Consider the following 25,647-nt stretch of genomic DNA (forward strand, 5'->3'; position numbering starts at 1 on the left):
CCGCACCCTCCGCGGAGTTGAATGTCAGCAGCCATACTAGAATATATCCAAAGATAACTACTATTATCTCTCGGAACTGATATTCTCCTGCCAATTATTCTAACAAATTATCCATTATCAAGAGTGATAAACTCGTAAAGTATTTTTGGCTTGATAACATCTATTCTTCAATGAAACGAAAATGAAAGAATGACATCTTTTATGTTACAAAGATTGTAACATAAATGACCTGTTTAACTCCTAGGGACCCCACGAACGACGATCATGTTCAGGGAGTTCCTCAGTGTCCTGCCGAAACCGTATCCGCCTACCCTATCTGCTCGGAAGCGCCGCGTTGGCACTATTGGCATCGCCCGCGCTCGCGCAGGGTCAGTCGTCAAAGGTTGCGCCGGATGCCGCCGGCGACGCGGCCCAGACGTCCGGACAGGGACTGGAGGACATCGTCGTCACCGCGACGAAGACCGAGACGAACCTCCAGAAGACGCCGATCGCGATTTCCGTGGTCAACGCGGACACGATCAAGGACCGCCACGTCCAGAGCCTGTACGATCTCGCCGACGGCGGGGTTCCCAGTCTGCGCGTCGCGACCTTCGAGGCCCGGCAGAGCGCGCTCACCGTCGGCATCCGCGGCATCGTGCCGCTCGACGCCAACCAGCCCGCGCGCGAGCAGGGCGTCGGCATCTATATCGACGGCGTCTACCTCGGCCGCCAGCACGGCCTTAACGCGGCACTGTTCGACCTCGAGCGGATCGAGGTGCTGAAGGGGCCGCAGGGCACGCTGTTCGGCCGTAATACCGAAGGCGGCGCGCTCAGCATGGTCACCAAGGCGCCGAGCGGCAAGTTCGAGGGCCGCGCGACCGCGGGTATCAGCAATTACGGCGGCTACAACGCCGAGCTCCACCTCGACCTGCCGGAGTTCGCCGGCGTCTCGGTCAAGCTGGACGGCGTCATCCAGCATCAGGACGCGACCACCAAGGATCCGCTCGCCGGTCAGACCGGCTGGAACTATTACGACCGCCACGGCTTCCGCGCCGCCGCGCGATGGAAGCCGATCGACGGGGTCACGGATGATTTCTCCTACGACGTCGGCTACGACGCCAACACGCCCTTCTACAGCCAGCTGCTGAACTACAATCCCAACGGATGCGTCGCGGGCGCGCAGTCGGCGGCGCCGGGCTGCTTCCTGCCCGGCACCAACTATACCAGCCTGACCGGCGCGGTGAAGCCGCTGCTGCCCGGCGTCGTCGTCAACGGCGACTCGCGCATGAAGACCGCCGACATCGGCGTGCCGCAGCAGCCGAGCGTCGACAAGACCCACGGGTTTACCAACATCCTCAAGTGGAATCTGGGGTCCGAGCTCGAGCTCCGCTCGATCACCGCATGGCGCGGTGTCTCGGCGACGCAGTGGGACAATTCGGGCGGCGCGCACCGCGTTCCCGCAATCGCGCTGACCGCCGCCTGCACCGCGGCCGCGCCTTGCGCGTTCAGCCGCTACAGCCTCGCCGACCTCGACCAGCATCAGTTCAGCCAGGAGTTCCAGGCAGTCGGTTCGCTAGGGTCGATCGATTATGTCGCCGGCCTCTACTACTTCAACGAGCATGTCAGCGATGACGCCGCGACGCCGAACTCCAACGGCATCGTCGCGATCACCGACGCCACCGGCGCCGTCGTCGGATCGCGCTACGTCATCCTCGATCCGTGCACCGGTTCGGGCGGGTTCGGGTCGCAGCCGGGCTGCCGCTCGATCGACCGCGCGTCGGAGGTCTGGTCGAAGAGCTATGCCGCCTACGGCCAGCTCACCTGGAACGCGACCGACGCGCTCCACCTGACCGTCGGCGGCCGCTACACCCGCGACAAGAAGCGCGGCGTGCTGCACTATTCGCGCAACATCAACTACGATACCAATCCGACAGCGGCGGCGCAGAACGGCTATCAGCCGTTGGACGAGACCTGGAACCGCTTCAACCCGATGGTGACGCTCGCCTATGACGCGAGCGATTCGCTGCACCTCTATGCCAAATATGCGACCGGCTACCGCGCCGGCGGCGCCAGCTCGCGCACCGCGAACTACCAGGCGTTCGATCCCGAGGACGTGAAGTCCTATGAGATCGGCCTGAAGAGCGATTTCTGGGATCACCGCGCGCGGTTCAACCTGGCGGGCTACATCATGGACCGCAAGGACAGCCAGGTCGACATCAGCTCGATCCAGCCGACCGCGACCGGCAATTTCAACAACCTCGTGACCATCAATGCGCCGGGAACCACCAAGATCCGCGGCATCGAGGCGGACCTGACGGTGCAGCCGGTCGACGGCCTGACCCTGACCGGATCCTATGCCTATACCTACACGCGCATTCCGCCGGTGCTGATCACGTCGACCAACGTGTACCAGAACTTCTACATCGTCTTCACGCCGCGCAACGCCGCCAGCGGCTCGATCGACTATCGGGTGCCGGTGGGCGGCGGCGACACGGCGATCGCGCTGCACCTCGACGCGAACTACGCGCAGTCGACCCAGACCTTCGACCAGTTCGCCACCCGCAACGATCCGTCGTTCATCGTCAACGGACGCCTGTCGCTCGCCGACATCCAGTTGTCGGATACCGGCCAGAAGGTGACGTTCAGCATCTGGGCCCGCAACCTGTTCGACGAGCAATATGTCTATCGCCGCGACCCGTCGAACAGCCTGCCCGGCGCCCCGACGACCCCCGGCGCGACCGCGGGCAGCATCGCCAGCGTCCTTGGCGACTATGGCAACTTCAACGCGCCGCGGACTTTCGGCGCCGAGGCGTCGCTGAGGTTCTGACGCCGCCGATCCCAACGGCGGGAACCGATCGGCCCGGGAAGCGCAGCCCCCTTCCCGGGCCGAACCCTGTCATCCAGCCAGCGGCAGCGTGAGAACGGCCCTGAGGCCGGGGTCCGCCGATTCCAGGGTCAGGCCGCCCCGGTGCAGCCGCGCGATGGCATCCACCAGCGGCAGTCCGAGCCCGTGGCCGCCCCGGGCGCGGCTCTTGTCCAGCCGGCCGAAGCGCCGCAGCGCCAGCGCGCGCTGCTCCGGCGCGATGCCAGGGCCGTCGTCCCGGACCGTCAGGATCGCATCCAGTCCCGATCGCGCCACCGACATCTCGATCCGCGAGCCGGCGGGCGTATGCCGCAGGGCGTTTTCGATCAGGTTGACCAGCGCGTGATTGAGCAGCTGGCGATCCCCTTGGATCGGCGCGGGCTCGCATTCGCCGACCACCAGCAGATGGCGCTCTTCCTCCGCCGCCGGCTGCATCGCCGTTCCGATCGCGGCCGCGAGGTCGCCGACGTCGAGCGTCTCGAAGGCTGCACGACGATCGCCTCCTTCCACCTCGGCGATGCGCAGCACCGCCGCGAACATCGCCAGGATCGCGTCGCTCTGCGCGATCGCATCCTCGAGGCCGTCGCGGACCGGCGCGCTCTCGGCCTGATGCGCGATGGCGGCCAGCCGCCCGCGCAGGCGCGCGAGCGGCGTCCTGAGGTCGTGGGCGATGTCGTTGGAGACATTGCGGATCTCGCCCATCAGCCCGGAAATTCGATCAAGCATCCGGTTGAACGCCTGCGCCTGCTCGTCGAACTCGCTTCCCGATCCGTCGACGGGCACGCGCCGCTGCATGTCGCCGTCGATGATGGCATCGGCCGTGCGGTGCAGGGCGATAATGCGGCGGCGGACGATCACGCTGAACAGGATCGCGCCGACGACGACGATGAGAACGATCGAACCGAAGCCGAGCAGATAGATGCGGATGCGTTCCCCGTCGTAATTGTCGATCGGCTCGGTTTCGGCGACCGTCGTCAGCGTCAGGCCGTTGCCGATGCGCCGGACGAGCGCGCGGCCGTGGGTGAGGCCCTTGATCCTGTCGGCCTTTCCCACCGTCGAGAAACCGAGCGGCAGCGGCCGGTCGAACGCGATGTTCCCGGCGATCCTGCGCCCGGCGGCGTCGGTCAGCATGAACCCGAGGTCGCCGGTGTCGCGCCGGTGCGAATAGTCGGCGATGCTGGCGATCACCGCGGCGCGGTCGGCGGGAAAAGTGCCGCCCGAAACGGCGTTGCTTTCCGCCATGATCCGCTGGTCGACCAGCCGGGCGATGGTCGCATGGGTGACGAAATAGGTGGCGAATCCGGTAGCCGCGGTCGCCGCCAGGAAGATGAGGACGAAGAGGAGCGTCAGCGCCCTCAGCGAACGCAGCCGCGACACGACCCTAACCGCGCATCACATAGCCGACGCCGCGCACCGCCGCGATGAGGTCCGATCCTCCATCCGCCATCAGCTTGATCCGCAGCCGCCGCACGAACGCGTCGACGACGTTGGTGGTCGGCTCGAAATCGAATCCCCACACCCGTTCGTAGAGCATCGCCCGGGTCAGCACTGCATCGGCGTTGCGGACGAATTCGCACAGCAGGTTGAATTCGGTCTTCGAGAGGTCCAGCGCCTTGCCCGCGCGCCAGGCCCGGTGCTGCGACGGGCTGGCGACGACGTCGCCGGCGCGGATCGTGTCGGTATCGGTGGTGATCCACCCGCGCGCGCGGTGCACCGCGTGCAGCCGGGCGTTGAGCTCGGCGGCGTCGACCGGCTTCACCACATAATCGTCCGCGCCCGCCTCCAGCCCCTCGACCTTCTCGGCCAGCCGGCCGAGCGCGGTCAGCATGATGACCGGCATCGTCAACCCCTCGCGCCGCATCCGCTGGAGGACGGAAACGCCGTCGATTGAGGGCAGCATCCGGTCGAGCACCACCGCATCGAACTGATCGCGCCCAGCGGCGGCGAGCGCTTCTCCCCCATCGGAGACGATCGTCACGCGATGATCATAGCCGCGCAGGTCGTCCGACAGCATCGCGGCAAGGGTCGCATCGTCCTCGACCAGCAGGAGGTTCAGGCTCATGTCCTTTCCGTGTTCACGAATTGGGGTCCTCACAAGGTGATGCTGACGCCGACCGCGCCGCTCCACTGGTTCGCGCTGCCGACATCGGCGACGATCGGCGAGCGCGCATAGGCGCCGACGAGACGCGAATAGCCCAGCGTACCGAACACGCCGACGCCGCGGGTCAGCTCACCGCGAACCATGTGCATCGTCAGCAGGTCGAGATTCCAGTCCTTCCACCCCGCTTTGTCCGCGCCGTCATAGACGCCGAGACCGCTCGCGGCACTGCCGGCGTCGTCGATGTCGTAATAATATCGGCCGAAGCGCTTGCCGACATGATCGGCGCCGGCCGAGAGGCTGACGTAATCGTGATGCGATAACGGCGTGTCGTAGCTGATCGCGGGACTGACGACGGAGCCGTCATAGGCGCCGCTCACGTCATGTTGCCAGGAGATGCTCGCCGACAGCGAATCATAGGGGCTGGTCATGACCCCGGTGCGCTGAAGGCCGATCCAGGCGCCGGGCTCCCAAGCGCTCTTGCGGGTGCCGAGCGCGGCGACCTGCGGCTCGGCGATGCGCGCCGTACGGTCGAGCCGCAGGTTGAACATCGGCCCGGCCTGGAACTTCCAGCCGGGCTTGTCCGCATCGGGGATCAGGTCGACGCTGAGCGAAGTGCCGGCGGTCTCGAACGACCGGTGCGACACCTGCCCCTGCGCCGCTATGCCGGGGACGACCGTCATCCGGTCCGATCCCACATAGCGCGGTACGAAGGCCGGACCGACGCCGATGGTGATCCGGTCAGCGGAAAGGTCCGGCACATCCTGAGCCCACGCCGGGACCACAGGGGCGCCCAAAGCGATCAGCAGCGCCGGGATCGATCGCGGCACCCTCATGCGCCTGCCGGCGCCGCGGCGGAGACGCGGCCAGTGCGCTCGAGCTTGCCCCAGCCGACCACCCAGCCGCCGATCGCCGAAGCGATCGCGCGGATCACCACCCAATACATGATCTGGCGATAGACCAGCCGCTGGGCGACGAGCAGGTGGGCGGGATAGCGCACGCCCTTGCCGTCGAGCGCATAGGCGATCCAGCCGCACGCGACATCGACCGCGGTGAAGACCAGCCAGTAGAGGCCCATGGCGCCGACGTCGCCGCGGGTCTGCGCCCAGCCGTGCTCGATCACACGCAGTGCCGTACCGATGATCGAGACGACCAGCGTCAGGTCGATCAGCGGCGAGATCGCGGCGAAGGCGATCTGGAACAGCCATGCCTGCGGCAGGCCGACCAGCGCCAGCCCGGACGGCTTGCGCGTCCGCAGGATCGCGCGGTGCTTCCACAGACATTGCAGCGTGCCGAACGCCCAGCGGTAACGCTGCCTGGCGAGCGCCCGGAAGCTTTCCGGCGCCTCGGTCCAGGCGACCGCTTCGGGATCATAGGTCACGCGCCAGCCGGCACGCTGGATGGCGATGGTGAGGTCCTGGTCCTCGGCCAGCGTGTCCTCGGGATAGCCGCCGACCGTGTCGAGCGCCGCACGCCGCCACGCACCGACCGCGCCGGGGACCACCGTCATCGCGTCGAACCCGGCGAGCGCGCGGCGCTCCAGATTCTGCGCGGTGATATATTCGACCGCCTGCCAGCGGGTGACCAGGTTGACGCGATTGCCCACCCGCGCGTCGCCGGCGACCGCGCCGATCCTCGGGTCGGCGAACCAGCGCGCGAGGCGGCGGATCGTCGGCGGCTCGAACTGCGTGTCGGCGTCGAGCGCGATGATCACCTCGCCCGTCGCCTGAAGCAGCGCGCGATTGAGCGCCGCCGCCTTGCCGCCATTCTCGAGCGTGAGCAGCGTGACGCGCGGATCGCCGGCGAAGGCGGCGGCGACCACGGCACTGGTGCGGTCCTTCGATCCGTCGTCGGCGACGATCACTTGAAGCGCGGGATAGTCGCTCGCCAGCACGCGCGCGACCGAAGCGGCGATCACGCGTTCCTCATTATAGGCGGGGATGATCACCGACACGCTCGGCTCGAACGCGGGCGGCCGGGCGCGATCGCGGCGGCTCTGGAACCAGGCAAGGCCGGCCATCACCACCGCGCGGGCGATCCCGAGCGCGATGGCGACGTAGAAGATCCAGGCGAGCAGCGCCGCCAGCGCGGCGAGCGCGACGAAGATCGCGACGTCGATCCGCACCGCCCACAGATCGGCGCTCGCGACCTTGGGCATCGCCTGCGCAGGCGAAACGCCGGCGAGCTGGGAGGCGGGGACGAAGCGGTAGCCCTCGCCCTTGAGCGCGGCGATGATCCGGGGAAGCGCGGCGACGGTCTGGGCGCGGTCGCCGCCGCCGTCGTGCAGCAGGATGACGTTGCCGGAGTTGGTCGGCGTGGCGGCATGGACCTGGCGGATGACCTGATCGACGATCGCATCGGTGCCCGGACGCTGCCAGTCGTTGGGATCCACATGCAGCCCGACGACGGTGTAGCCAGCCTGCTGCGCCTGGAGCGCCGGGCCGAGCTCGTCGGCGGTGGTCGGTTCGGCGTCGCCGAAATAAGGCGCGCGGAACAGCGTCATGCTGCGCCCGGTATAGGCCTGGACCAACCGCTGCGTCGCGTTGAGTTCGAGCCGCGTCTGCGTCGCGCTCACCGCGGCGAGGTTGGGGTGGGTGTAGCTGTGATTGCCGATCTCGTCGCCATCGGCGAGGATGCGGCCGAGCAGCGCCGGATGCACTAGCGCGTTCTCGCCGATCACGAAGAAGGTTGCCGGAACCTTCGCCGCCTCGAGCTCGTCGAGGATCTTCGGCGTCCAGGTCGCGTCAGGGCCGTCGTCGAAGGTCAGCGCGAGCAGCTTGGGATCGCCGCCGCCGACGCGCTGGACGACATAGGGCGTCGGCAGCGCGTCGTAGCGCTCGTCACGGATCATGCCCTGGGCGTCGCGCGTCACGGTGCGGTGGCCGTCGCCGGGTGTCGCCGTGATGCGCAGAATCTCGCCCGAGCCCTCCACATCCGTGCTGAGCAGCGAGCGCGGGGTCGACAGATCGGGCATGCCGCCGGTGCGGAAGGCGCCGAGATCGGCCCAGAACCCCGGGTCCTCGGTGCCCAGCCGCCACAGCGCGACATCGTCGATGCCGAGCCGCTTGAGCGCCTGGAGCTGGTTCCAGCTGGTCGCCGCATCGAGCATCCAGATGCTGTGGTGCTTTCCGCCTTCGTCATAGGCGAAGCCGGCATTGCCGCTGGAGGCATCGAAGCCGACCGGCGCCGCGCTGTCATGCGCCGCGAGCCACGCCTCCTCGATCGACAGCGCATCGGTGTCGTCGCCGTGCCAGTCATAGGCATAGCTGCCGAGCGCGACGACCAGCTTGTCGGGACCGACGGTGCGCAACGCCGTCTCGACCTGATGGACGAACCAGCCTTGCGGCGCGATCGGCCCGGGCTCGCCGCCCTGCCAATGCTGGTCATAGGCCATGAAGATCAGCCGGTCGATGACGCGGGCGAACGCCGCGAGCGGCCAGTCCTGGTTCTCGGCGGGGGCGGTGACCGCGATCTGCGCGTCGGCGGGCAAGGCACTCCTCAGCTGGTGGAGGAAGCGGAGATAATCCCCCATCGCGCCGCGCGGCAGGGCCTCGAAATCCATCACCAGCCCGGCTTCGCGGCGAGCCGCGACAAGCGTGCCAAGCCGCATCGCGAGCGCCTTGCGTTGCGCGGGGTCGTGGAGCAGCGCCGCCGCGCCGGCACCGTCCCATTTTTCGTTGCCGAAATTCTGGACCATCGGCAGCACCTTGGGCGGGTTCGGCATCGCGGCGATCATGCGGTCGAACTGCGGGTCGCGCTCGACCGAGACCCTGTGGTCCGGGCCGGACACCGACACCAGCGCCGGGACGACCCAGTCGAGCGCACCGACATGACGCCGCAGCGAGGCGATGCTCGCATCGTCGTCGGGCACGTAGAAGCCGACGCTGAGCGGGCTATGGGGGTTCTTCGCGGTCTTGGCCGGAAGCCAGGCCGAGAGGCCATGGCGAGGCGGCGTGCCGCGCAGCCGATCCGCATGAGGCTGCGGCAACGGCAGCGCGAGATCGCGCTGGCGGGGAACGGCGACCAGAGTGGTCGCGAACGCCAGCGCGCTGACGAGCACGACCATGATCAGCACGGCGAGCACGCGCCTGGACCAGCGGCTGCGGCGGCCGGTGGGATCGAAGAAGACAGGCGTGCGCATCGGCCCGAAAGGCTCCTGTGAGCATCGTGGGAACGCGCCCGCCCTATCGCACGGAAGATGGAGCCAAGCTGATGGCAGTCTTACATCTTTGTCATGTTGGCTTTCCCTGACCCGGCCATGGACGCGACCGGCGTGCCTGGAATCGGGCTCCGGAAGGCGAAGATACTGCCGGAATCCCCGAATCCGAAATCCGCCGGATCGAGACCATAGGACGCGGATGTGACGAACAAGGTCATCCGCTCTCCCCCACCGAAGGCGCAGCTGGTCGGGCGCGGGCATGGCGTCGGCAATCGATCCAGCAGCAGTCCTTCCGGCGACAACACGAGAATGCCGCCGCCGTCCCACATCGCGCACCAGAGATTGCCGGCGGCATCGACTGCGAGGCCGTCCGGCTTGCCTGCCTGGCCGGCGAAATCCTGGATGACGCGCCGCCGCCCGATCGCGCCCGATGCCGGGTCATAATCGTAGCGATAGAGCAGCCGCGGAACCGTATCGACGAGATAGAAGGCGTCGCCCGCCGGGCTCCAACCGAGCCCGTTTGGCACGTCGAAGCCGCTCGCCATCTCGTATAGCCTGCCGTCGGGATCGAACCGGAACAGCTTGCCCTTTGTGAGCGATCCATCGCTGGAGCGCGACCCAACCCAGAACCGGCCGGCCGGATCGCACTTGCCGTCGTTGAAATGCACCCCGGTCATGTCCGGCGAGGCGCAACGCTCCAACCGGCCATCAGCATGGCGGCGCCATAGGCCATCCTCCAGCGCGAGCAGCGTGGCTCCCCCCGGCGCGGGCGCGGCCGATCCGATCTTCGCCGGCACCTTGAACATCCAGGTTTCGCCGGTCGAGGGGTCGAGCAGGTGACAGCTGGGTCCGACGATATCGACCCATGCCAGCAGCCGCCGGTCCTCCAGCCACACCGGACATTCGGCTAGGCCGGCGCCGACGCGCCATATCCGTTCCGGCTGGCGCGGCATGTCGTCGAGAGGAGACGAAGCGAAGGTCATATTTAATGTTGCTATAACGGATACATTAGCATAGCAAGGCCGGGTGCCGCACGATAGTGATCGGTGGCGGAGAGGGAGCAGCCCGAGAGCATGACCATGCCGGTACGTTACCGCTGGGCGATCGGCGCCATGCTCGCCGCAGCGGCGTTGCTCAACTATCTCGACCGGCAGACGCTGGCGCTGATGGCGGGGTCCGTCCAGAGCGATCTTCGGATCGATGATCCCGGTTATGCCGCGGTCGTCAACGCCTTCCTGGTCGCCTACATGCTCGGCGCGCCGCTGGGCGCTCTCATCCTCGATCGCATCGGCGCGCGCTGGGGTATGGCGCTGTTCATCGGCTGGTGGTCGCTCGCCAGCGCCTGTTCGGGGCTGGCCACCAACATTTGGCAGCTCGGCGCCAGCCGCTTCGCCCTCGGCCTCGGCGAGGCCGGCAACTGGATCGCCTCGCCCAAGCTGGTGCGCGAATGGTTCCCGCAGCGCGAGCGCGCGCTGGCGATCGGCGTCTATTCGGCCGCGGCGCATTTCGGCGCGGCGGTGGCGCCGTTCCTCATCACTTCGCTGATGCTAGCGCTCGGCTGGCGGGCGACCTTCGTGCTGTCGGGGGTGATCGGACTGGCCTGGCTGGTCGGCTGGCGGCTGATCTACCGGCCCGGCATGGCGCCGCCCGTCTATCCGGAGGATATCGTCGCCGGCGCGGAGATTCGTCCCGAACCAGCCGATGGTGCCGGCTGGGCCGGCTGGTCGCGCGTGCTGCGCAGCCGCGGCCTGTGGTTCTACGCCATCGCCAACTCGCTCACCAACCCGGTATGGTTCTTCTACCTGTTCTGGTTCCCCAAATATCTCGTCGAGGAGCGCGGCCTGACCGTGGCGGAAATGGGCCGCACGAGCTGGGTGGTCTATGCGAGCGCGGGCCTGGGCTCCGTCGCCGGCGGCGTCCTCTCGGACTGGTTCGTCAAGCGCGGCGTCCGCCCGGCGCGGGCGCGCGTGCTGGCGATGGCGCTGGTCGCGCTGGTCGCGCCGCTGGGGGCGCTCAACGCGTTCGAGCCGAGCGTCGCGGTCAGCCTAGCGCTGGGCGCGGTGGTCGCCTTCTGCCACACCGCCTGGGTGACCAACCAGACCGCCTTGCCGGTCGACCTGTTCCCCGCGCGCCACATCGGCAAGGTGATGGGCGCGGGCGCGATCGTCACCGGGCTGGTGACGATCGGATCGACCTATCTCGTGGGGCAACTCGTCGCGGTGATCACCTATCGGCCGATGTTCCTGGTCATCGCGGTCGCCTATCCGCTCGGGGTGATCGCCGCCTGGCTCGCCACGACCGGGCGGTCGCTGGCCGATCGGGAGGGAGAGGTATGACCGCCGAGACGTTCATCGCCGTCGAATGGGGCACGGCGCGGCTGTCGGCGCGGCTCCTTGATACCGATGGCCGGATCCATGACGAGCATCGCGAGGACATCCGGCTCGCCGATCTCGACCGCGGCGGCATGGCGCGCCGGCTGGCGGAGCTGCGCGCGCGCTGGCCCGAAGCCGCGCCCGAGCTGTGGCTCGCCGGCATGATCGGATCGCAGATCGGCTGGGAGCTGGTGCCCCAGCATCCCTGCCCCGCCACACCCAAAGCGATCGTCCGCGGCGCCCGCGCGGTTCGGATCGGCGAGGTGCCCGCACTGATCCTGCCCGGTCTGTCCTGCACCTCGCGTTTCGACGATCACGACGTGCTGCGCGGCGAGGAGGTCGCGGCGGCGGGGCTGCTTCAGGAGATCGGGTCCGATGCGCTACTGCTGTCGGTGCCGGGGCAGCACGGCAAGTGGATCGAGCTGACCGGCGGCGCCGTCGCCCGCTTCCACACCTCGATGACGGTCGAGCTGCACCGCGTCCTCGCCCAGGGCAGTATCCTGGCGCCGCTGATGCAGGCACCGCCGCAGGATGGCGAGCCATTCCGCTTGGGTGTCGCGCGTGCGGCCGAGGGCGGCGGACTCGGCCGGCTGCTCTTCTCCGCCCGCAGCGCCGTGCTGGCGCGCCGCTTCTCGGAAGCGGATGCGGGCGCCTATCTCTGGGGCCTGCTGATCGGCGCGGACGTCAGGGAGAACCTCGCCTTCGCCGCGACCCGGCGCCTCCCTTGCTTCGTCACCGGCGCGCCTGAGGTAGCCCCGCTGTTCACAGCCGCGATCGCGCAGCTCGGCATGGCCGCCGAGCTGCTGGACGACCGGCGGCTTTCGGCCGCAGGGTTCAGCACGTTGCGGCGTATCCATGCGGAACAGGAGGTCGGCGCATGAGCCTGCGTCTCGAAGGGCATGTCGCGGTCGTCACCGGTGCGGCCGGAGGGATCGGCGGCGCCATCGTCCGGCGGTTCATGGCCGAAGGCTGCACCACCGTCGCGCTCGATCTCGCCGAGGCGGACGAGGGCGACCTGGTCCTGCGCTGCGACCTCGGCGACGACACCTCGGTCGAGGCGGCGGCCGGGGCGATCGCCGCCGCCGGGCTGACGCCCAGCATCGTCGTCCACGCCGCCGCCTTCGCCGAGGGCAAGCCGACGCTGGAAACGTCGAGCGATTTCCTCGCGCGGGCGATGGACGTGAACGTCGGTGGAGCGCTGCGCCTCGCGCGGGCGTTCGCCCCGGGCATGCAGGCGCGGCGGCGGGGCACCTTCCTGTTCGTTTCCTCGATCAACTCGACCTTTGCGACGCCGGGTCTCGCCGCCTATGCCGCGTCCAAGGCCGGCCTCGATAGCCTCGCCCGCACGCTCGCGCTGGAGCTCGCCGAGGCGAACGTCAGGGTCAACACGATCCGGCCGGCGTCGATCGACACGCCGCTGCTGCGGGGCGGATTCGCGGCGCAGCCCGACCCGGAGGCCGCGCGTCTGGCCAATATCGCCCGGCATCCGCTGGGCCGACTGGGTGCGCCCGAGGACGTGGCGGCGCTGGCGCTCTTCCTGTGCTCGGACGAAGCGTCGTGGATCACTGGCGTCGATTATCGGATCGACGGCGGCGCCGGCATCACCCGGCGTTAGCCTCTTTCTATTGCTGTAATAGTTAGTTCATCAGATCCTCCCCGGCACGGGGAGGGGGGCCATTCGTCGCAGACGAATGGTGGAGGGGGGCCTGCTACGGCCGATTCGGCGGGAGGATGGCCCCCTCCACCACGACGCTTCGCGTCGCGATCCCCCTCCCCGTGCCGGGGAGGATCTGAGCACCCCCGCTTGACTTGTAGCTAAATGTGCAACAATGTCGCGCCACAGAACAAAATCGGGAGAGGGCGGAGATGGGGAAATCGTCATTGCTTGCCGGGGCCTGCCTCGGCGTGTTGTTGTTCGCCTCGCAGGCACAGGCGCAGGCCGAATCGCCTGCGCAGGGACAAACAGCCGACCAGGGCGGCGACCAGGCGGGCGACATCATCGTCACCGGCTTCCGCCGCAGCCTCGCCGAGGCGCTCGACGTCAAGCGCGAGAACGACCAGTTCCTCGACTCGGTCGTCGCCACCGACGTCGCCAAACTGCCTGACAACACCATCGCCGAATCGCTGCAGCGCGTTTCCGGCGTGCAGATCCGCCGCGCGCTGGGCGAGGGCACCAGCGTGTCGATCCGCGGCCTCCGCCAGAACCGGACCGAGATCAACGGCCGCACGCTGGTCGGCCCGTTCGGGCGCGGGCGCGGCATCGATTCGGTGCTCGATTCCGACTACAATCCGCTGTCGCTGTTCCCGTCCGAGATGATCGGCCGGCTCGACGTGATCAAGCTGCAGGGCGCCGACCGCGCCGACGGCTCCTTGAGCGGCACCGTCGACGTCATCACCCGCAAGCCGTTCGACCACAAGGGCGAGCTGATCGCGCTCAGCGCCTCGGGCGTCTACGCCGACCAGAGCGAGAAGTTCGGCTACGACGCCTCGGCGCTCTATTCGAACACCTTCGCCAACGACACGCTCGGCATCCTCCTCAACGTCACCTATTCGAGGAAGCCGGTGACGGAGCAGTCGTTCAACTCCTTCACCGGCTACACGCCGCTGACGACCAGCTTCAACACGCCGGCGAACCCGCACGCCAACGATCCCAACGGCGACGGCATCCCCGGCATCTATATCGCCGACTTCCGCTTCCAGAACCTCGTCGAGACGCGCAAGCGGATCGGCGGCAATGGCGCGATCCAGTGGAAGCCGACCGACAATCTCGAGGTCTATACCGACGTCGCCTATTCGCACCTCGACACCGACCGCGACCGCGACTGGTTCTCGGTCCCGCTGAGCTCGACCGCCTCGGACTATGTCTCCTACACGCTGTCGGATGACGAGATCCTGACCGCCGGCACGATCAACCAGACCGCGCAGAGCAACGCCGAGGCGCTCAAGGTCTCCAGCGACACGTTCAGCGGCGGGATCGGGCTCAAGTGGAGCACCAACGACGGGCGTTTCGCCGTCCGTCCGGAATTCGACTATTCGCGCTCGTCGATCGACACGACGCAGACCTTCGTCCGCATGTCGAGCTCGTCGCGCTATCCGTTCAGCTTCGACATCAACGACGGCGGCGTGCCGACGGTGACGGCGCCGGCCGGGCTGGACGTCACCAATCCGGCGCAGTTCCGCTACACCAACGTCTTCGACAATTTCGTGACGAGCCGGGCGGAGGAGACCGCCGGTAGGCTCGACTTCACCTTCAAGCCCGCAGGCGGCCTGCTGTCGTCGATCGAGGCGGGGCTGCGCTATTCGTCGCTCAGCACCCGGCGCGAATCGACCTTCCGCCAGATCGCCTTCCCGAGCACCAATCCGGGCAACACCTTCCCGGTGGCGACTGGCCCGGCGATCTACGACATCCGCGACTTCGCCGGCCTGATCGGCGGCGACGCGCCCGACATCGCCACCCGCTACATCGCCGCGCTGCCGGGGACGCTGCCGGCCGGGCAGGCCTGCGAGACGATCGCGCCGGGCAGCGCGCTGTGCACGCCGCGCGTAGTCGATCCGCTCCAGACGTTCGAGGTCATCGAGGACACGATGGCCGCCTATGCCAAGCTCAACTTCGAGACCTCGATCGGATCGATGCCGCTGTCGGGCAACATCGGCCTGCGCTACACCGACACCGCGCGCAGCGCGCTGGGATCGATCCGCCGGGCGAGCGGCGCGGTCGACCCGCTGACCGTGCACAAGCGCTTCACCGACTGGCTGCCGAGCGCGGTCGCCAAGCTCGGCATCACCGACAAGCTGGTGTTCCGCCTGGGCTATGCGAAGGTGCTCGGCCTGCCCGACACCATCGATCTGTCGCCGAACCTGACGCTCAACCGGCTCACGCCGTTCAACGGCAGCGCCGGCAATCCGGAGCTCGAGCCGCTGCGCGCCGACCAGTATGACGCCGCGCTCGAATGGTATTTCGCGCCCGGCGCGGCGCTGACCGTCGGCGGCTTCTACAAGGACGTGAAGTCGTTCATCTACAGCCGCGCGGCCTATGAGATCCCGCCGGGCGAGGTCGCGGCCGACCCCGCCGGCCAGGGCTTCCTCATCACCCGCCCCTACAATGGCGAAGGCGGCAAGGTGAAGGGCGTGGAGGTGCTGCTGCAGGCGCCGTTCTACTTCCTCCCCTCGCCGCTCGACGGGTTCGGCGTGATCGCCAACTTCTCCTACATCGACAGCTCGACCTCGCTGCTCGACCGGCGCGGCCAGTCGCTGCCGTTCCAGGGGCTGTCGAAGGTCAACTACAACCTGGTCGGCTATTACGAGAAATACGGCTTCGGCGTCCGCGTCGCATACAACTACCGCGACAAGTTCTTCGACAGCGTGGGACCCGGCAGCACGGCGATCTACTATGCGCCCTACCGCACGCTTGATGCATCGATCCGCTACGAGTTCGGACCCTTCACCATCTTCGCCGATGCGGCGAACCTGACCAACGAAGTCCAGCGCCGCTACGTCGAATCGTCGGAGGCCACGTCCTTCTACGGCATCCAGGGCCGCCGTTTCTCGGCCGGCTTCAGCGCCAAATTCTGACCGGCCGGCGCCCCCAATGCATCAAGGAGGAAGAATGACGGAAGAAATCGGCGGCGTGTTCCCGGTGTTGCCAACGATCTTCCATGACAACGGCGCGATCGACCCCGACGGCCTGCGCCGCGTCGTCGATTTCGCGGTCGCCGCCGGCGTCGACGGGGTCGTCTTCCCCGGCCTGGCGAGCGAGTACGACACGCTGACGCTGGCGGAGCGCGAGCAGCTCATCGCGGTGGTCGGCGAGGCGGTGGCCGGACGCGCCGGCTTCATCGTCGGCGCCAGTACCGCCGATCCCGAGGAGAGCGCGCGGCTGGCGACCGCCGGCGCCGCAGCCGGCGCGCGCGCGGCGATGGTGATGACGCCGGCGGCGGTCGGCGCCGACCTCGCCGCCCAGCATGATTTCTACGCCGCGCTGGGGGAACGGGCAGCGCTGCCGATCATGGTGCAGAACGCCCCGTCGCCGATGGGGCTCGGCCTCTCGACCGAGCAGGTCGGCGCGATCGTGCGCTCGACCGACGCGATCCGCTGGGTCAAGGAGGAGAACATGCCGTGCGGCCAGCGGATCAGCGCGCTGCTCGGCGACCGGCCGCCGAACCTCGCCGGCATCTTCGGCGGCGCGGGCGGGCGCTACATCACCGACGAGCTGACCCGCGGCGCGATCGGGACGATGCCGGCCGCCGAGACGCCGGAGATCCACGTTGCGCTGTTCGCCGCGCATCGCGCCGGGGACGAAGCCGGCGTCCGCGACCTCTATGAGGCGATGCTGCCGATCCTGATGATGCAGGCGGTGTTCCGCTGGCGGCTGACCAAGGAAGTGCTGCGGCGGCGCGGCGTGATCGAAAGCTGCTTCACCCGCGCGCCGGGGCCGGCGTTCGATGCCGGGGATCATGCGGAGTTGACGCGTGTGCTTGCGCGGCTGGAGGGGCATTTTCTGGAGGCTTCACGATAGGTGCCGGAAACCCGCGGAAAACAGTCGAAGGTCACGAAAGTCATAGGTAGAAACGGCTCCGTCCGGACGAGGACGCCGGTGTCGTGATCTCCAAAAAAAGTTGACTAAATTGACTCAAGTCACGTGTTTGCGAGCTGGTCCGTCTGGACGCTGCGCTAACGCGACGAGATCGCGACGGCGACGCGCCAAGGACGCGACAGCAACGCGGCACAGGCGCGACACCGACGCGACACCGAGGCGACACCAACGCGACAGTGGCGCGACGGCCGGGCGACATGGACGAAATCGACGAGGTCAAAGAGCGGACCGGCGCTCGCGCGGCTCGGACCGGGCGAGCCAAGCAGGCGAAATCCTACATTGCAAGGGCGGCGACAGGCTGAAGGGCTGTCCGGTTCGGCCGGTGGCGGGTCCGATCGAATTCAAGCAGCAAGCAGGTCGCACGATCACATTCTAAGCCCCTCCCCTTCAGGGGAGGGGTTGGGGTGGGGCCTGCCTCAAGCGATAGAGCCTGCCGCACTCCCCCACCCCCAACCCCTCCCCTGAAGGGGAGGGGCTTAGCTGGCTCGCGTAATGAGGTTGGATGTCGACCCGCCTTAAACCGCCGTCCGATAATCCAGCACCGGCACCACCGGTCCATGATCGACGCCGCGCGCGTCGCTGCTCTCCTCGATGCGCTGCGCGGCACGGCGGAGCGCGTCGAGCATCTCCGGCATCGCCGCCTCGGGGATCCAGCCCGACAGGCCGATCGCGGCATGGACCGGCGTGCCGATCGTGATCGCCACCGTGTGCTGCTCGAAATCCTGCTTGACCCGGAGGCGCGCATAGCCGGCGGCGCGTACCTGGTTCAGCGCGGCGAGCAGATCGGCGAGGCTCGCATAGCCGGGGATGGCGTGACCGTCGTAGGTCTCCTCGATCTCGAGATCGTCCTGCGCCGCCAGCAGCGCCATGCCGATCCCGCCTTGCGTCGCGGGATAGAGGCCGATGCGGCCGACCGCGTCGGTCTCCGGCATGTTGGGCGGCGCGTGGAACAAGTAGCTGACGTTGTCGCGCCACAGCACGCCCATCGCCACCGTATGGCCGTACCGGCGCAGTTCCTCGAGCGCGGGCAAGGCCCGGCGCAACAGGCCGGAGGCGAACAGGCTCTGCGCCGCCAGCACGGTCATGCCGGAGCCGGGGCGGTACTTGCGGTCGCTGGTCTGGCGAGCGATGCCGAGATAGGTCAGCGTCTTGAGCAGCCGGTTGACGCGCGTCGTCTCGAGGTCGACCCGGCGCGCCAGCTCGCGGCAGCCGACCGGCTCGGTCGAGGTCGCCAACGCCTGGAGCACGGTGATCCCGTCGATCAGGCTCTGGTTCGGCTGCGCGCCGGCCGACGCCTTCAGATTGGCTCTCCTCGTCATTCTCGTCGCCGTCACCGTCGTTGCTTAGGAAGCGCTAGCTGGAGTGGCGGGCCGGGCCCTGCAATGTCAACATGCTTTGCTAAAAGACGGGGAAGCGCGCCTCTCTCTATTCGTCATTCCCGCGAAGGCGGGAATCCATTCTGGCTGACCATGGTGGGACTCACCGACTTCAGCGACAATGGATTCCCGCCTTCGCGGGAATGACGGAGGATGGATTACATAGTTGGTTGAACAACGTGAATGTTGCTAATAAAGCCTCAGCGTGACAGCGATAAAAGGGGAGAGCGACGTGACCGAAGCACCTGCCATCAAGGCGATCGACGTGTTCTCGGTCACGATACCGCAGGACGATTCCTACCTGGGCGGCCTCGGACCGGGCGAGAGCGTCAACGCGCGCGGCTATGTCGTCCGCCGCGGCAACCGGACGATCTACCCTACCGAGATGCGCTCGGCCGTGGTGCGGGTGACGCTAGAGTCGGGCGAGGAAGGCTGGGGCGAGACCTATGGCCTGGTCGCTCCCGGCGCGATCTTCGCGCTGGTCGACGATCTCATCGCGCCGTTCGTCGCGGGCCGCTCGCCGTTCGAGGTCCAGGCGATCTGGGAGGACCTCTACGACCTGATGCGCGTGCGCGGCTATACCGGCGGCTTCTGGCTCGACGCGATGGCGGCGGTCGACATCGCGCTGTGGGATCTGATGGGCAAGCTGACCGATCTGCCGCTCCACCAGCTGCTGGGCGGCCGGCATCGCGACCGCATCCCCGCCTATGCCTCGGGGCTGCCGCGGCCGACGCTCAAGGAGAAGGTCGATCTGGCGAAGAGCCTCGTCGACCGGGGCTATCGCGCGGTGAAGATCGCCGCGGTGGTCAGCTACGACGGCGTCGAGCGCGAGATCGCGGCGCTGCGCGAAGGGCTCGGGCCCGACGTCGCGCTGATGGTCGACTGCCACTGGATCTACACGCCGGCCGAGGCGATCGCGCTGGCCGAGCGTCTCGCGCCTTACGACCTCGCCTTCATCGAGGCGCCGTGCAAGACCGAGGACGTGGCCGGCCTGGCGAGCATCGCCGCGCGCTCGCCGATCCCGGTGGCGGCGGGCGAGGAATGGCGCACCAGCTATGACGCGCTCGCCCGGCTCGAGCGGCGCGCCGTCTCGATCGTGCAGCCCGAGATGGGGCATACCGGCATCACCCAGTTCATGCGGATCGCGCATCTGGCTGAGGCGCATCATGCCAAGGTCATCCCCCACGCGACGATCGGCGCCGGCATCTTCGCCGTGGCCAGCCTGCACGCCTCCTCGACCGTGCTGAGCCTGCCCTGGCACGAGTATCAGCACAGCATCTTCCACCATTCGGCGAGCCTGATGGATGGTCGGCTCGATTGCCGCGAAGGCTATTTTCTGCTGCCGGAGGGCCCGGGCCTCGGCGTGACGCCGAATGCGCGCTTCTGGGAGCGGGCCCGGAAGCTCGGGTGAGAATGGAGCGGATTGCGGAAATCTGATCCATCGTTTGTCACCCCGGACTTGTTCCGGGGTCCACCGGGCAGCCAAGCGCCGGTTTCGAGATTCGAGCTGAAATCTCAGCGCCAGTCTTCGTGGAGAGGTGGATGCCGGAACAAGTCCGGCATGACGACTCAGGTTTCTGACCGCCGCTCTAGACGGTCTCGAGGGCGGCGGTCGGGATCACTCCCCGGCGAGCGTCTCCAGGATCGGGCAGTCGGGGCGGCCGTCGCCGTGGCAGCGCCGGGCGAGGTCCTCCAGCGTGCGGCGCATCGCCTCGATCGCGGCCGCCTTGCGCTTCAGCGCATCGGCCCGCGCGATGGCGAGCGCCTTCACTTCCGCGCTCGACCGGTCGCGGTTGTTCCAGAGGTCGAGCAGCGTTCCGATCTCCTCGATCGGGAAGCCGAGGTCTCGGGCATTGGCGATGAAGCGCAGCCGGTGCACGTCGGCATCGGAATAGTCGCGATAGCCGCTGTCCCGGCGCGGTGCCGGCGGGATCAGGCCGATCTTCTCGTAGTGCCGGATCATCCGCTGCGAGACGCCGCTCGCTTCCGCTGCCTGGCCGATGTTCATGGGGCGGCTTCTACTCCCGCGCTCAGAGCTGCACCAGCCGCAGGCGGAGCGCGTTGGCGATCACGCTGACCGACGACAGCGCCATCGCCAGCGCGGCGATTGCGGGCGACAGCAGCATGCCCGTCAGCGGGTAGAGCAGACCGGCGGCGATCGGCACGCCGGCGGCGTTGTAGGCGAAGGCGAAGATCAGGTTCTGGCGGATGTTGCGCATCACCGCACGCGACAGGCGCCGCGCGCGCACCAGCCCGGTGAGGTCGCCCTTGAGCAGGGTGACGCCCGCGCTCTCGATCGCGACATCCGCGCCGGTGCCCATCGCGATGCCGACGTCGGCGGCGGCCAGCGCGGGCGCGTCGTTCACGCCGTCGCCGGCCATCGCCACGGCGCGGCCTTCGGTCCGCAGCCTCCGGACGACCGCGGCCTTGTCCTCGGGCAGCACCTCGGCCTCGACCTCGTCGATGCCGATCCGCGCCGCCACCGCCCGGGCCGTGGTGCGGTTGTCGCCGGTCAGCATCACGACGCGCACGCCCTCGGCCTTGAGCGCCCGCACGGCGTCGGGGGTGCTCGGCTTGATCGGGTCGGCGATGCCGATCAGGCCGGCAAGCGCGCCGTCCACGGCGACGAAGATCGCGGTCGCGCCGTCGCCGCGCAGCCGCTCGGCCTCCTCGGCGAGCGAGGCGGTGTCGATCCCCTGCTCGGTCATGAACCGGGGTCCGCCGAGACGCAGGTGCCTGCCCTCGACGATGCCGGTCACGCCGCGGCCGATCGGCGCGTCGAAGTCGCGGACCTCCGCCAGCGCCAGCCCGCGATCGGTGGCCGCACGTACCACGGCTTCGCCCAGCGGATGCTGGCTCGCGCGTTCGACGCTCGCGGCGAGCCGCAGCAGCTCGGCCTCGTCGACGCCCGGCGCGGGCCGGATCAGGGTGACCGCGGGCTTGCCCTCCGTCAGCGTGCCGGTCTTGTCGACGATCAGCGTGTCGATCGTCTCGAACCGCTCGAGCGCCTCGGCATTCCTGATCAGCACGCCGGCGTGGGCGCCGCGCCCGACGCCGACCATGATCGACATCGGCGTGGCGAGGCCGAGCGCGCAGGGACAGGCGATGATCAGCACCGAGACGGCGGCGATCAGCGCATGGCCGAGGCGCGGATCGGGGCCGACCAGCGCCCAGGCGACCGCGGCGACCACCGCCACCGCGATCACCGCCGGCACGAACCAGGCCGAGACGCGGTCGGCCATGCGCTGGATGGGCGCGCGGCTGCGCTGCGCCTCGGCGACCATCTGGACGATCCGCGACAGCAGCGTGTCGGCGCCGACCTTGTCCGCGCGCATCACGAACGAACCGGTCCGGTTGAGCGAGCCGGCGATCACCTGGGCGCCGGGCTCCTTGGTCACCGGCATCGATTCGCCGGTGACCAGCGATTCGTCGATCGCGACGCGCCCTTCGAGCAGTTCGCCGTCGACCGGCACCTTCTCGCCGGGGCGCACGCGCAGGCGGTCGCCGACTTGGATGCGGTCGAGCGTGACCTCCTCGTCGCTGCCGTCGTCGCGGATGCGCCGCGCCGTCCTGGGCGCGAGGCCGAGCAGCGCCTTGATCGCGCCGGAGGTGCGCTCGCGGGCGCGCAGCTCGAGGACCTGGCCGAGCAGCACCAGCACGGTGATGACCGCGGCCGCCTCGAAATAGACGGGCACCGCACCGCCCGCGTCGCGGAACGCGGCCGGGAACACGTCGGGGGCGAGCACGGCGACGAGGCTGTAGGCGAAGGCCACGCCCACGCCCATCGCGATCAGCGTGAACATGTTGAGGTTGCGCGACCGGAGCGACGCCCAGCCGCGCTCGAAGAACGGCCCGCCGGCCCAGAGCACCACCGGCGCGGCGAGCGCGAGCTGGATCCAGTTGGAGGTCTGACGGCCGAGCATCATGGCGAGGCCGGTCAGGTGCCCGCCCATCTCCAAGACGAACACCGGCAGCGTCAGCATGAGGCCGATCCAGAAGCGCCGCGTCATGTCGGCGAGCTCGGGATTGGGACCGCTGTCGAGCGTGACCGTCTCCGGCTCCAGCGCCATGCCGCAGATCGGGCAGGTGCCGGGGCCGACCTGGCGGATCTCGGGGTGCATCGGGCAGGTGTAGATCGTTCCCGGCGGTGCATCGGGCGCTACGTTCCTTGACCCGCTGCAGCGGGAATGGCCGGCATGGGCATCGCGGACGTGGGCATGGGTCATCGCATTCCTCCGATGCCGGCCGATCTAGGGATTGACATCATGTCAAGGTCAAGGGCCGGGCGGCGCTTGACCTTGACACTGTGTCAGACCGTATCGACGGACTCCGGAATGAGAGGCCGCCGTCGCCGGCGCTCGGAGGAACGGGAATGGACATGACGATGGACCGGCGCCGGCTGTTGCGGGGCGCCGGTCGCATGGGCGGCGGACTGGCGCTGGCCGCCTGGATGCCGGCCTGGGCCCGGACCAACGCGCCGGGGATCGCCGCATCGCTTCCGGAAGTCTCGGGCGAGGACATCACGCTGCGCGTCGCGCACCAGATGATGACGATCGACGGCCGCCGGAGCCATGCGATCGGCATCAACGGCACGGTTCCCGCCCCGCTGATCCGCCTGCGCGAGGGCCAGGACGTGCGGCTCCATGTGGTCAACGATCTCGACGAGGAGACGTCGGTCCACTGGCACGGGCTGATCCTGCCGTTCCAGATGGACGGCGTGCCGGGCATCTCCTTCCCGGGCATCGGGCCGCGCTCGACCTTCGCCTATGAGTTCCCGATCGTCCAGTCGGGGACCTATTGGTACCACAGCCATTCCGGCCTTCAGGAGCAGCTCGGCCATTACGGTCCGGTCCTGATCGAGCCCGAGGGCCCCGATCCGGTCGCCTATGACCGGCAGCATGTGATCGTGCTCTCCGACCACAGCCAGCTGCACCCGCATGCGATCTTCATGAAGCTCAAGCAGCAGCCCGGCTATTTCAACCGGCAGCGCCAGACGCTGTCGGGCCTGCTCGCGGGGAAGGACCAGCCGCTCAAGGAGCGGCTGGAATGGGGCGCCATGCGGATGGACCCGACCGACATTTCCGACGTGACCGGGTCGACCTACACCTATCTCGTCAACGGGCATGGGCCGAAGGACAATTGGACCGCGCTGTTCAAACCCGGCGAGCGGGTGCGGCTCAGGTTCGTCAACGCCTCGGCGATGACCATCTTCAACCTGCGCATCCCCGGCCTCCGGATGACGGTGGTGCAGGCCGACGGGCAGAACGTCCGGCCGGTCGAGGTCGACGAGCTCCAGATCACGGTCGCAGAAACCTATGACGTCGTGGTCACGCCGACCGACGACCGCGCCTACACGCTCGTCGCCGAGGCGGCGGATCGGTCGGGCATGGCGCGCGCGACGCTCGCCCCACGTCCCGGCATGACCGCCGAGGTCCCGCCGCTGCGCAAACGCCCGATCGCGACGATGAAGGACATGGGCATGGACATGTCCGGGATGAGCCACGGCGCGATGAGCCACGACGGCATGGCCGGAATGGATCACGGCGACATGGCGGGCATGGATCATTCGGGATCGGCGCCGGATGCCGCCATGGCCGGGATGAGCATGGCGATGCGCGATCCCGCCAACGCGCCGCAGGTGAGGATAGGCCCCGGCGTCCAGACGATCTCGCCGATGCCGGTCGACCGCACCGGCGAGCCCGGCCAGGGGCTGGAGAGCGTCGATCACCGGGTGCTCACCTATCGCGACCTCGTCGCGCTCGAGCGCAATCCCGACGTGCGGGCGCCGGCGCGCGAGGTCGAGATCCACCTGACCGGCAACATGGAGCGCTTCATGTGGTCGTTCGACGGGGAGAAATTCTCCGAGGTGAAGGCCCCGATCGCGATGCGGGCCGGCGAGCGGGTGCGGGTGACGCTGGTCAACGATTCGATGATGGCGCACCCGATCCATCTGCACGGGCATTTCTTCGAGCTCGTCACCGGGCATGGCGACCATGCTCCGCGCAAGCACACGGTCAACGTGCTGCCGGGCGGCAAGGTCAGCTGGGACGTGACGGCGGAGCCCGGCGACTGGGCGTTCCACTGCCACCTCCTCTACCACATGCATGCCGGGATGATGCAGGTCGTGCGCGTGCGCCCGCTCGCGGGAGACGGGGCGTGAGAAAGGCGCTGCTGCTGACCCTCGCGCCGCTGGCGCTTGCCGCTCCGGCGCGCGCGCAAGACCATTCGGGCCACGACATGCCCGACATGGAGATGCCCGCGAAGCCTGCCGCCCAGCCGGAGCAGGACCCCCATGCCGGTCACGCCATGCCGTCGACGCAGGGCTCCGACGCCCCCGCCACGCCGGCCGGAGACGATGTCCACCAGGGGCATCCCGTGCCGGCGATGTCTGCTGAGGAACGGGCGCCGTCGGGCACGGACCTGCCGCCGGGCAACGCTCCGGCCCCCGCTCCGGCGGCCGATCGCGCGGCGGACCGCTATTACGGCGCCGAGGCGATGGCGGCCGCCGAGCGCGGCCTGCGCCGCGAGCATGGCGGCGGGACCTTCCACCAGGTCATGATCGACATCGCCGAGTACCAGCCGCGCCGGGGCGGCGACGGCTATCGCTGGGACGGCGGAGCCTGGATCGGCGGCGACATCGATCGCTTCCGGCTCAAGAGCGAGGGCGAAGGGCGCTTCGGCGACCGCGTCGAGAGCGCCGACGCGCAGGCGCTCTACAGCCGCGCCATCGATCCCTATTGGAACCTGCAGGCCGGCGTCCGCCAGGACCTCGGGCCGGGTCCGCGGCGCACCTATGCGGTTATTGGCGTCGAGGGTCTTGCGCCTTACTGGTTCGAGCTCGGCGGCAGTCTGTTCCTCTCGGACAAGGGCGACGTGCTGGCGCGGGCCGAGGGTTATTACGACCAGCGCATCACCCAGGACCTGGTCCTGCAGCCCCGCGCCGAGCTCGACTTCGCTTTCCAGGACGTGCCCGAGAATGCGATCGGATCGGGGCTGTCGACCGCCGAGCTCGGCCTGCGCCTGCGCTACGAACGCATCCGCGAGTTCGCGCCTTATGTCGGCGTCTCCTGGGAACGCCGGCTCGGCCGGACCGCCGATTTCGCCCGTGCGCGCGGCGACGATACCGGCGGTGTCGACCTCGTTCTGGGGATCAGGGCCTGGTTCTGACGAACGCAGGAAGCGCCCCAAGCGAAGAAGCGGGGCGATG

General features: G+C 68.5%; 17 protein-coding genes. 9 read left to right on the forward strand and 8 right to left on the reverse strand.

Annotation, left to right across the window (positions count from 1 at the left end; genetic code table 11):
* Positions 1-283 precede the first annotated feature (283 nt).
* Entirely contained in the window at positions 284-2,806 is a 2,523-nt protein-coding gene (locus AC2YHA_RS10320) for a TonB-dependent receptor (RefSeq protein WP_487401425.1), read from the forward strand.
* 69 nt (positions 2,807-2,875) lie between these two features.
* Here AC2YHA_RS10320 and AC2YHA_RS10325 read toward each other — a convergent pair whose 3' ends face one another.
* The 5 genes from AC2YHA_RS10325 to AC2YHA_RS10345 all read right to left on the reverse strand — a co-directional run bounded on the left by AC2YHA_RS10325 (position 2,876) and on the right by AC2YHA_RS10345 (position 10,082).
* The gene (locus AC2YHA_RS10325; RefSeq protein WP_487401426.1) at positions 2,876-4,219 is read right to left on the reverse strand and encodes a sensor histidine kinase; all 1,344 of its coding nucleotides are present in this window, start codon (positions 4,217-4,219) and stop codon (positions 2,876-2,878) included.
* A 4-nt stretch (positions 4,220-4,223) separates the two neighbouring features.
* A complete protein-coding gene (locus AC2YHA_RS10330) occupies positions 4,224-4,904 on the reverse strand; it encodes a response regulator transcription factor (RefSeq protein WP_487401427.1) in 681 nt (226 codons plus the stop codon).
* 29 nt (positions 4,905-4,933) lie between these two features.
* Complete coding sequence (locus AC2YHA_RS10335; RefSeq protein WP_487401428.1) at positions 4,934-5,770, reverse strand: MipA/OmpV family protein; 837 nt, start codon at positions 5,768-5,770, stop codon at positions 4,934-4,936.
* Positions 5,771-5,772: 2 nt separating this feature from the next.
* On the reverse strand, positions 5,773-9,081 hold the full coding sequence (locus AC2YHA_RS10340) for a trifunctional glycoside hydrolase family 18/polysaccharide deacetylase/glycosyltransferase family 2 protein (protein WP_487401429.1): 3,309 nt from the start codon (positions 9,079-9,081) through the stop codon (positions 5,773-5,775).
* A gap of 80 nt (positions 9,082-9,161) precedes the next feature.
* Positions 9,162-10,082 (reverse strand): SMP-30/gluconolactonase/LRE family protein, encoded by a 921-nt coding sequence (locus AC2YHA_RS10345; RefSeq protein ID WP_487401430.1) that lies wholly within the window; start codon positions 10,080-10,082, stop codon positions 9,162-9,164.
* A 90-nt stretch (positions 10,083-10,172) separates the two neighbouring features.
* Between AC2YHA_RS10345 and AC2YHA_RS10350 the strand changes: the two genes are divergently transcribed.
* From AC2YHA_RS10350 to AC2YHA_RS10370, 5 genes are all read left to right on the forward strand, one after another.
* Positions 10,173-11,435, forward strand: a complete 1,263-nt coding sequence (locus AC2YHA_RS10350) for an MFS transporter (protein ID WP_487401431.1) — start codon at positions 10,173-10,175, stop codon at positions 11,433-11,435.
* Entirely contained in the window at positions 11,432-12,352 is a 921-nt protein-coding gene (locus AC2YHA_RS10355; RefSeq protein ID WP_487401432.1) for a 2-dehydro-3-deoxygalactonokinase, read from the forward strand. Before AC2YHA_RS10350 ends, AC2YHA_RS10355 begins: the two co-directional genes overlap by 4 nt.
* Positions 12,349-13,086 carry an SDR family NAD(P)-dependent oxidoreductase gene (locus tag AC2YHA_RS10360; protein ID WP_487401433.1) on the forward strand — a complete coding sequence of 246 codons (738 nt, stop codon included), beginning with the start codon at positions 12,349-12,351 and terminating at the stop codon, positions 13,084-13,086. The genes AC2YHA_RS10355 and AC2YHA_RS10360 overlap by 4 nt, the downstream gene beginning before the upstream one ends.
* Positions 13,087-13,337: 251 nt before the next feature.
* On the forward strand, positions 13,338-16,043 hold the full coding sequence (locus AC2YHA_RS10365) for a TonB-dependent receptor (RefSeq protein WP_487401434.1): 2,706 nt from the start codon (positions 13,338-13,340) through the stop codon (positions 16,041-16,043).
* A 34-nt stretch (positions 16,044-16,077) separates the two neighbouring features.
* Positions 16,078-16,986 (forward strand): dihydrodipicolinate synthase family protein, encoded by a 909-nt coding sequence (locus tag AC2YHA_RS10370; RefSeq protein ID WP_487401435.1) that lies wholly within the window; start codon positions 16,078-16,080, stop codon positions 16,984-16,986.
* Between the two features lie 593 nt (positions 16,987-17,579).
* On the opposite strand, the gene AC2YHA_RS10375 is transcribed toward AC2YHA_RS10370, so the two are convergent.
* Positions 17,580-18,383: an IclR family transcriptional regulator gene (locus AC2YHA_RS10375; protein ID WP_487401436.1), complete on the reverse strand. Its 804-nt coding sequence runs from the start codon at positions 18,381-18,383 to the stop codon at positions 17,580-17,582.
* A gap of 289 nt (positions 18,384-18,672) precedes the next feature.
* On the opposite strand from AC2YHA_RS10375, the gene AC2YHA_RS10380 reads away from it, so the two are divergent.
* Positions 18,673-19,851, forward strand: a complete 1,179-nt coding sequence (locus AC2YHA_RS10380) for a mandelate racemase/muconate lactonizing enzyme family protein (protein ID WP_487401437.1) — start codon at positions 18,673-18,675, stop codon at positions 19,849-19,851.
* A gap of 207 nt (positions 19,852-20,058) precedes the next feature.
* Here AC2YHA_RS10380 and cueR read toward each other — a convergent pair whose 3' ends face one another.
* Together cueR and AC2YHA_RS10390 are read right to left on the reverse strand one after the other, a co-directional pair.
* The gene (cueR, locus tag AC2YHA_RS10385) at positions 20,059-20,448 is read right to left on the reverse strand and encodes a Cu(I)-responsive transcriptional regulator (protein WP_487401438.1); all 390 of its coding nucleotides are present in this window, start codon (positions 20,446-20,448) and stop codon (positions 20,059-20,061) included.
* Between the two features lie 22 nt (positions 20,449-20,470).
* A complete protein-coding gene (locus tag AC2YHA_RS10390) occupies positions 20,471-22,561 on the reverse strand; it encodes a copper-transporting P-type ATPase (protein WP_487401731.1) in 2,091 nt (696 codons plus the stop codon).
* Positions 22,562-22,812: 251 nt separating this feature from the next.
* On the opposite strand from AC2YHA_RS10390, the gene AC2YHA_RS10395 reads away from it, so the two are divergent.
* Both AC2YHA_RS10395 and AC2YHA_RS10400 read left to right on the forward strand, forming a co-directional pair.
* On the forward strand, positions 22,813-24,600 hold the full coding sequence (locus AC2YHA_RS10395; RefSeq protein WP_487401439.1) for a copper resistance system multicopper oxidase: 1,788 nt from the start codon (positions 22,813-22,815) through the stop codon (positions 24,598-24,600).
* A complete protein-coding gene (locus AC2YHA_RS10400; RefSeq protein ID WP_487401440.1) occupies positions 24,597-25,607 on the forward strand; it encodes a copper resistance protein B in 1,011 nt (336 codons plus the stop codon). The genes AC2YHA_RS10395 and AC2YHA_RS10400 overlap by 4 nt, the downstream gene beginning before the upstream one ends.
* Positions 25,608-25,647: the final 40 nt, after the last annotated feature.

Source organism: Sphingomonas sp. SRI_018 (assembly GCF_057586275.1).

What these genes read in the sequence shown, in the direction of transcription:
- AC2YHA_RS10345 (WP_487401430.1), bottom strand. Translation starts at nt 10,082, where the DNA reads ATGACCTTCGCTTCGTCTCCTCTCGACGACATGCCGCGCCAGCCGGAA.
- AC2YHA_RS10355 (WP_487401432.1), top strand. Translation starts at nt 11,432, where the DNA reads ATGACCGCCGAGACGTTCATCGCCGTCGAATGGGGCACGGCGCGGCTG.
- AC2YHA_RS10350 (WP_487401431.1), top strand. Translation starts at nt 10,173, where the DNA reads ATGACCATGCCGGTACGTTACCGCTGGGCGATCGGCGCCATGCTCGCC.
- AC2YHA_RS10375 (WP_487401436.1), bottom strand. Translation starts at nt 18,383, where the DNA reads ATGACGAGGAGAGCCAATCTGAAGGCGTCGGCCGGCGCGCAGCCGAAC.
- AC2YHA_RS10330 (WP_487401427.1), bottom strand. Translation starts at nt 4,904, where the DNA reads ATGAGCCTGAACCTCCTGCTGGTCGAGGACGATGCGACCCTTGCCGCG.
- AC2YHA_RS10390 (WP_487401731.1), bottom strand. Translation starts at nt 22,561, where the DNA reads ATGCACCCCGAGATCCGCCAGGTCGGCCCCGGCACCTGCCCGATCTGC.
- AC2YHA_RS10340 (WP_487401429.1), bottom strand. Translation starts at nt 9,081, where the DNA reads ATGCGCACGCCTGTCTTCTTCGATCCCACCGGCCGCCGCAGCCGCTGG.
- cueR (WP_487401438.1), bottom strand. Translation starts at nt 20,448, where the DNA reads ATGAACATCGGCCAGGCAGCGGAAGCGAGCGGCGTCTCGCAGCGGATG.
- AC2YHA_RS10365 (WP_487401434.1), top strand. Translation starts at nt 13,338, where the DNA reads ATGGGGAAATCGTCATTGCTTGCCGGGGCCTGCCTCGGCGTGTTGTTG.
- AC2YHA_RS10370 (WP_487401435.1), top strand. Translation starts at nt 16,078, where the DNA reads ATGACGGAAGAAATCGGCGGCGTGTTCCCGGTGTTGCCAACGATCTTC.
- AC2YHA_RS10395 (WP_487401439.1), top strand. Translation starts at nt 22,813, where the DNA reads ATGGACATGACGATGGACCGGCGCCGGCTGTTGCGGGGCGCCGGTCGC.
- AC2YHA_RS10360 (WP_487401433.1), top strand. Translation starts at nt 12,349, where the DNA reads ATGAGCCTGCGTCTCGAAGGGCATGTCGCGGTCGTCACCGGTGCGGCC.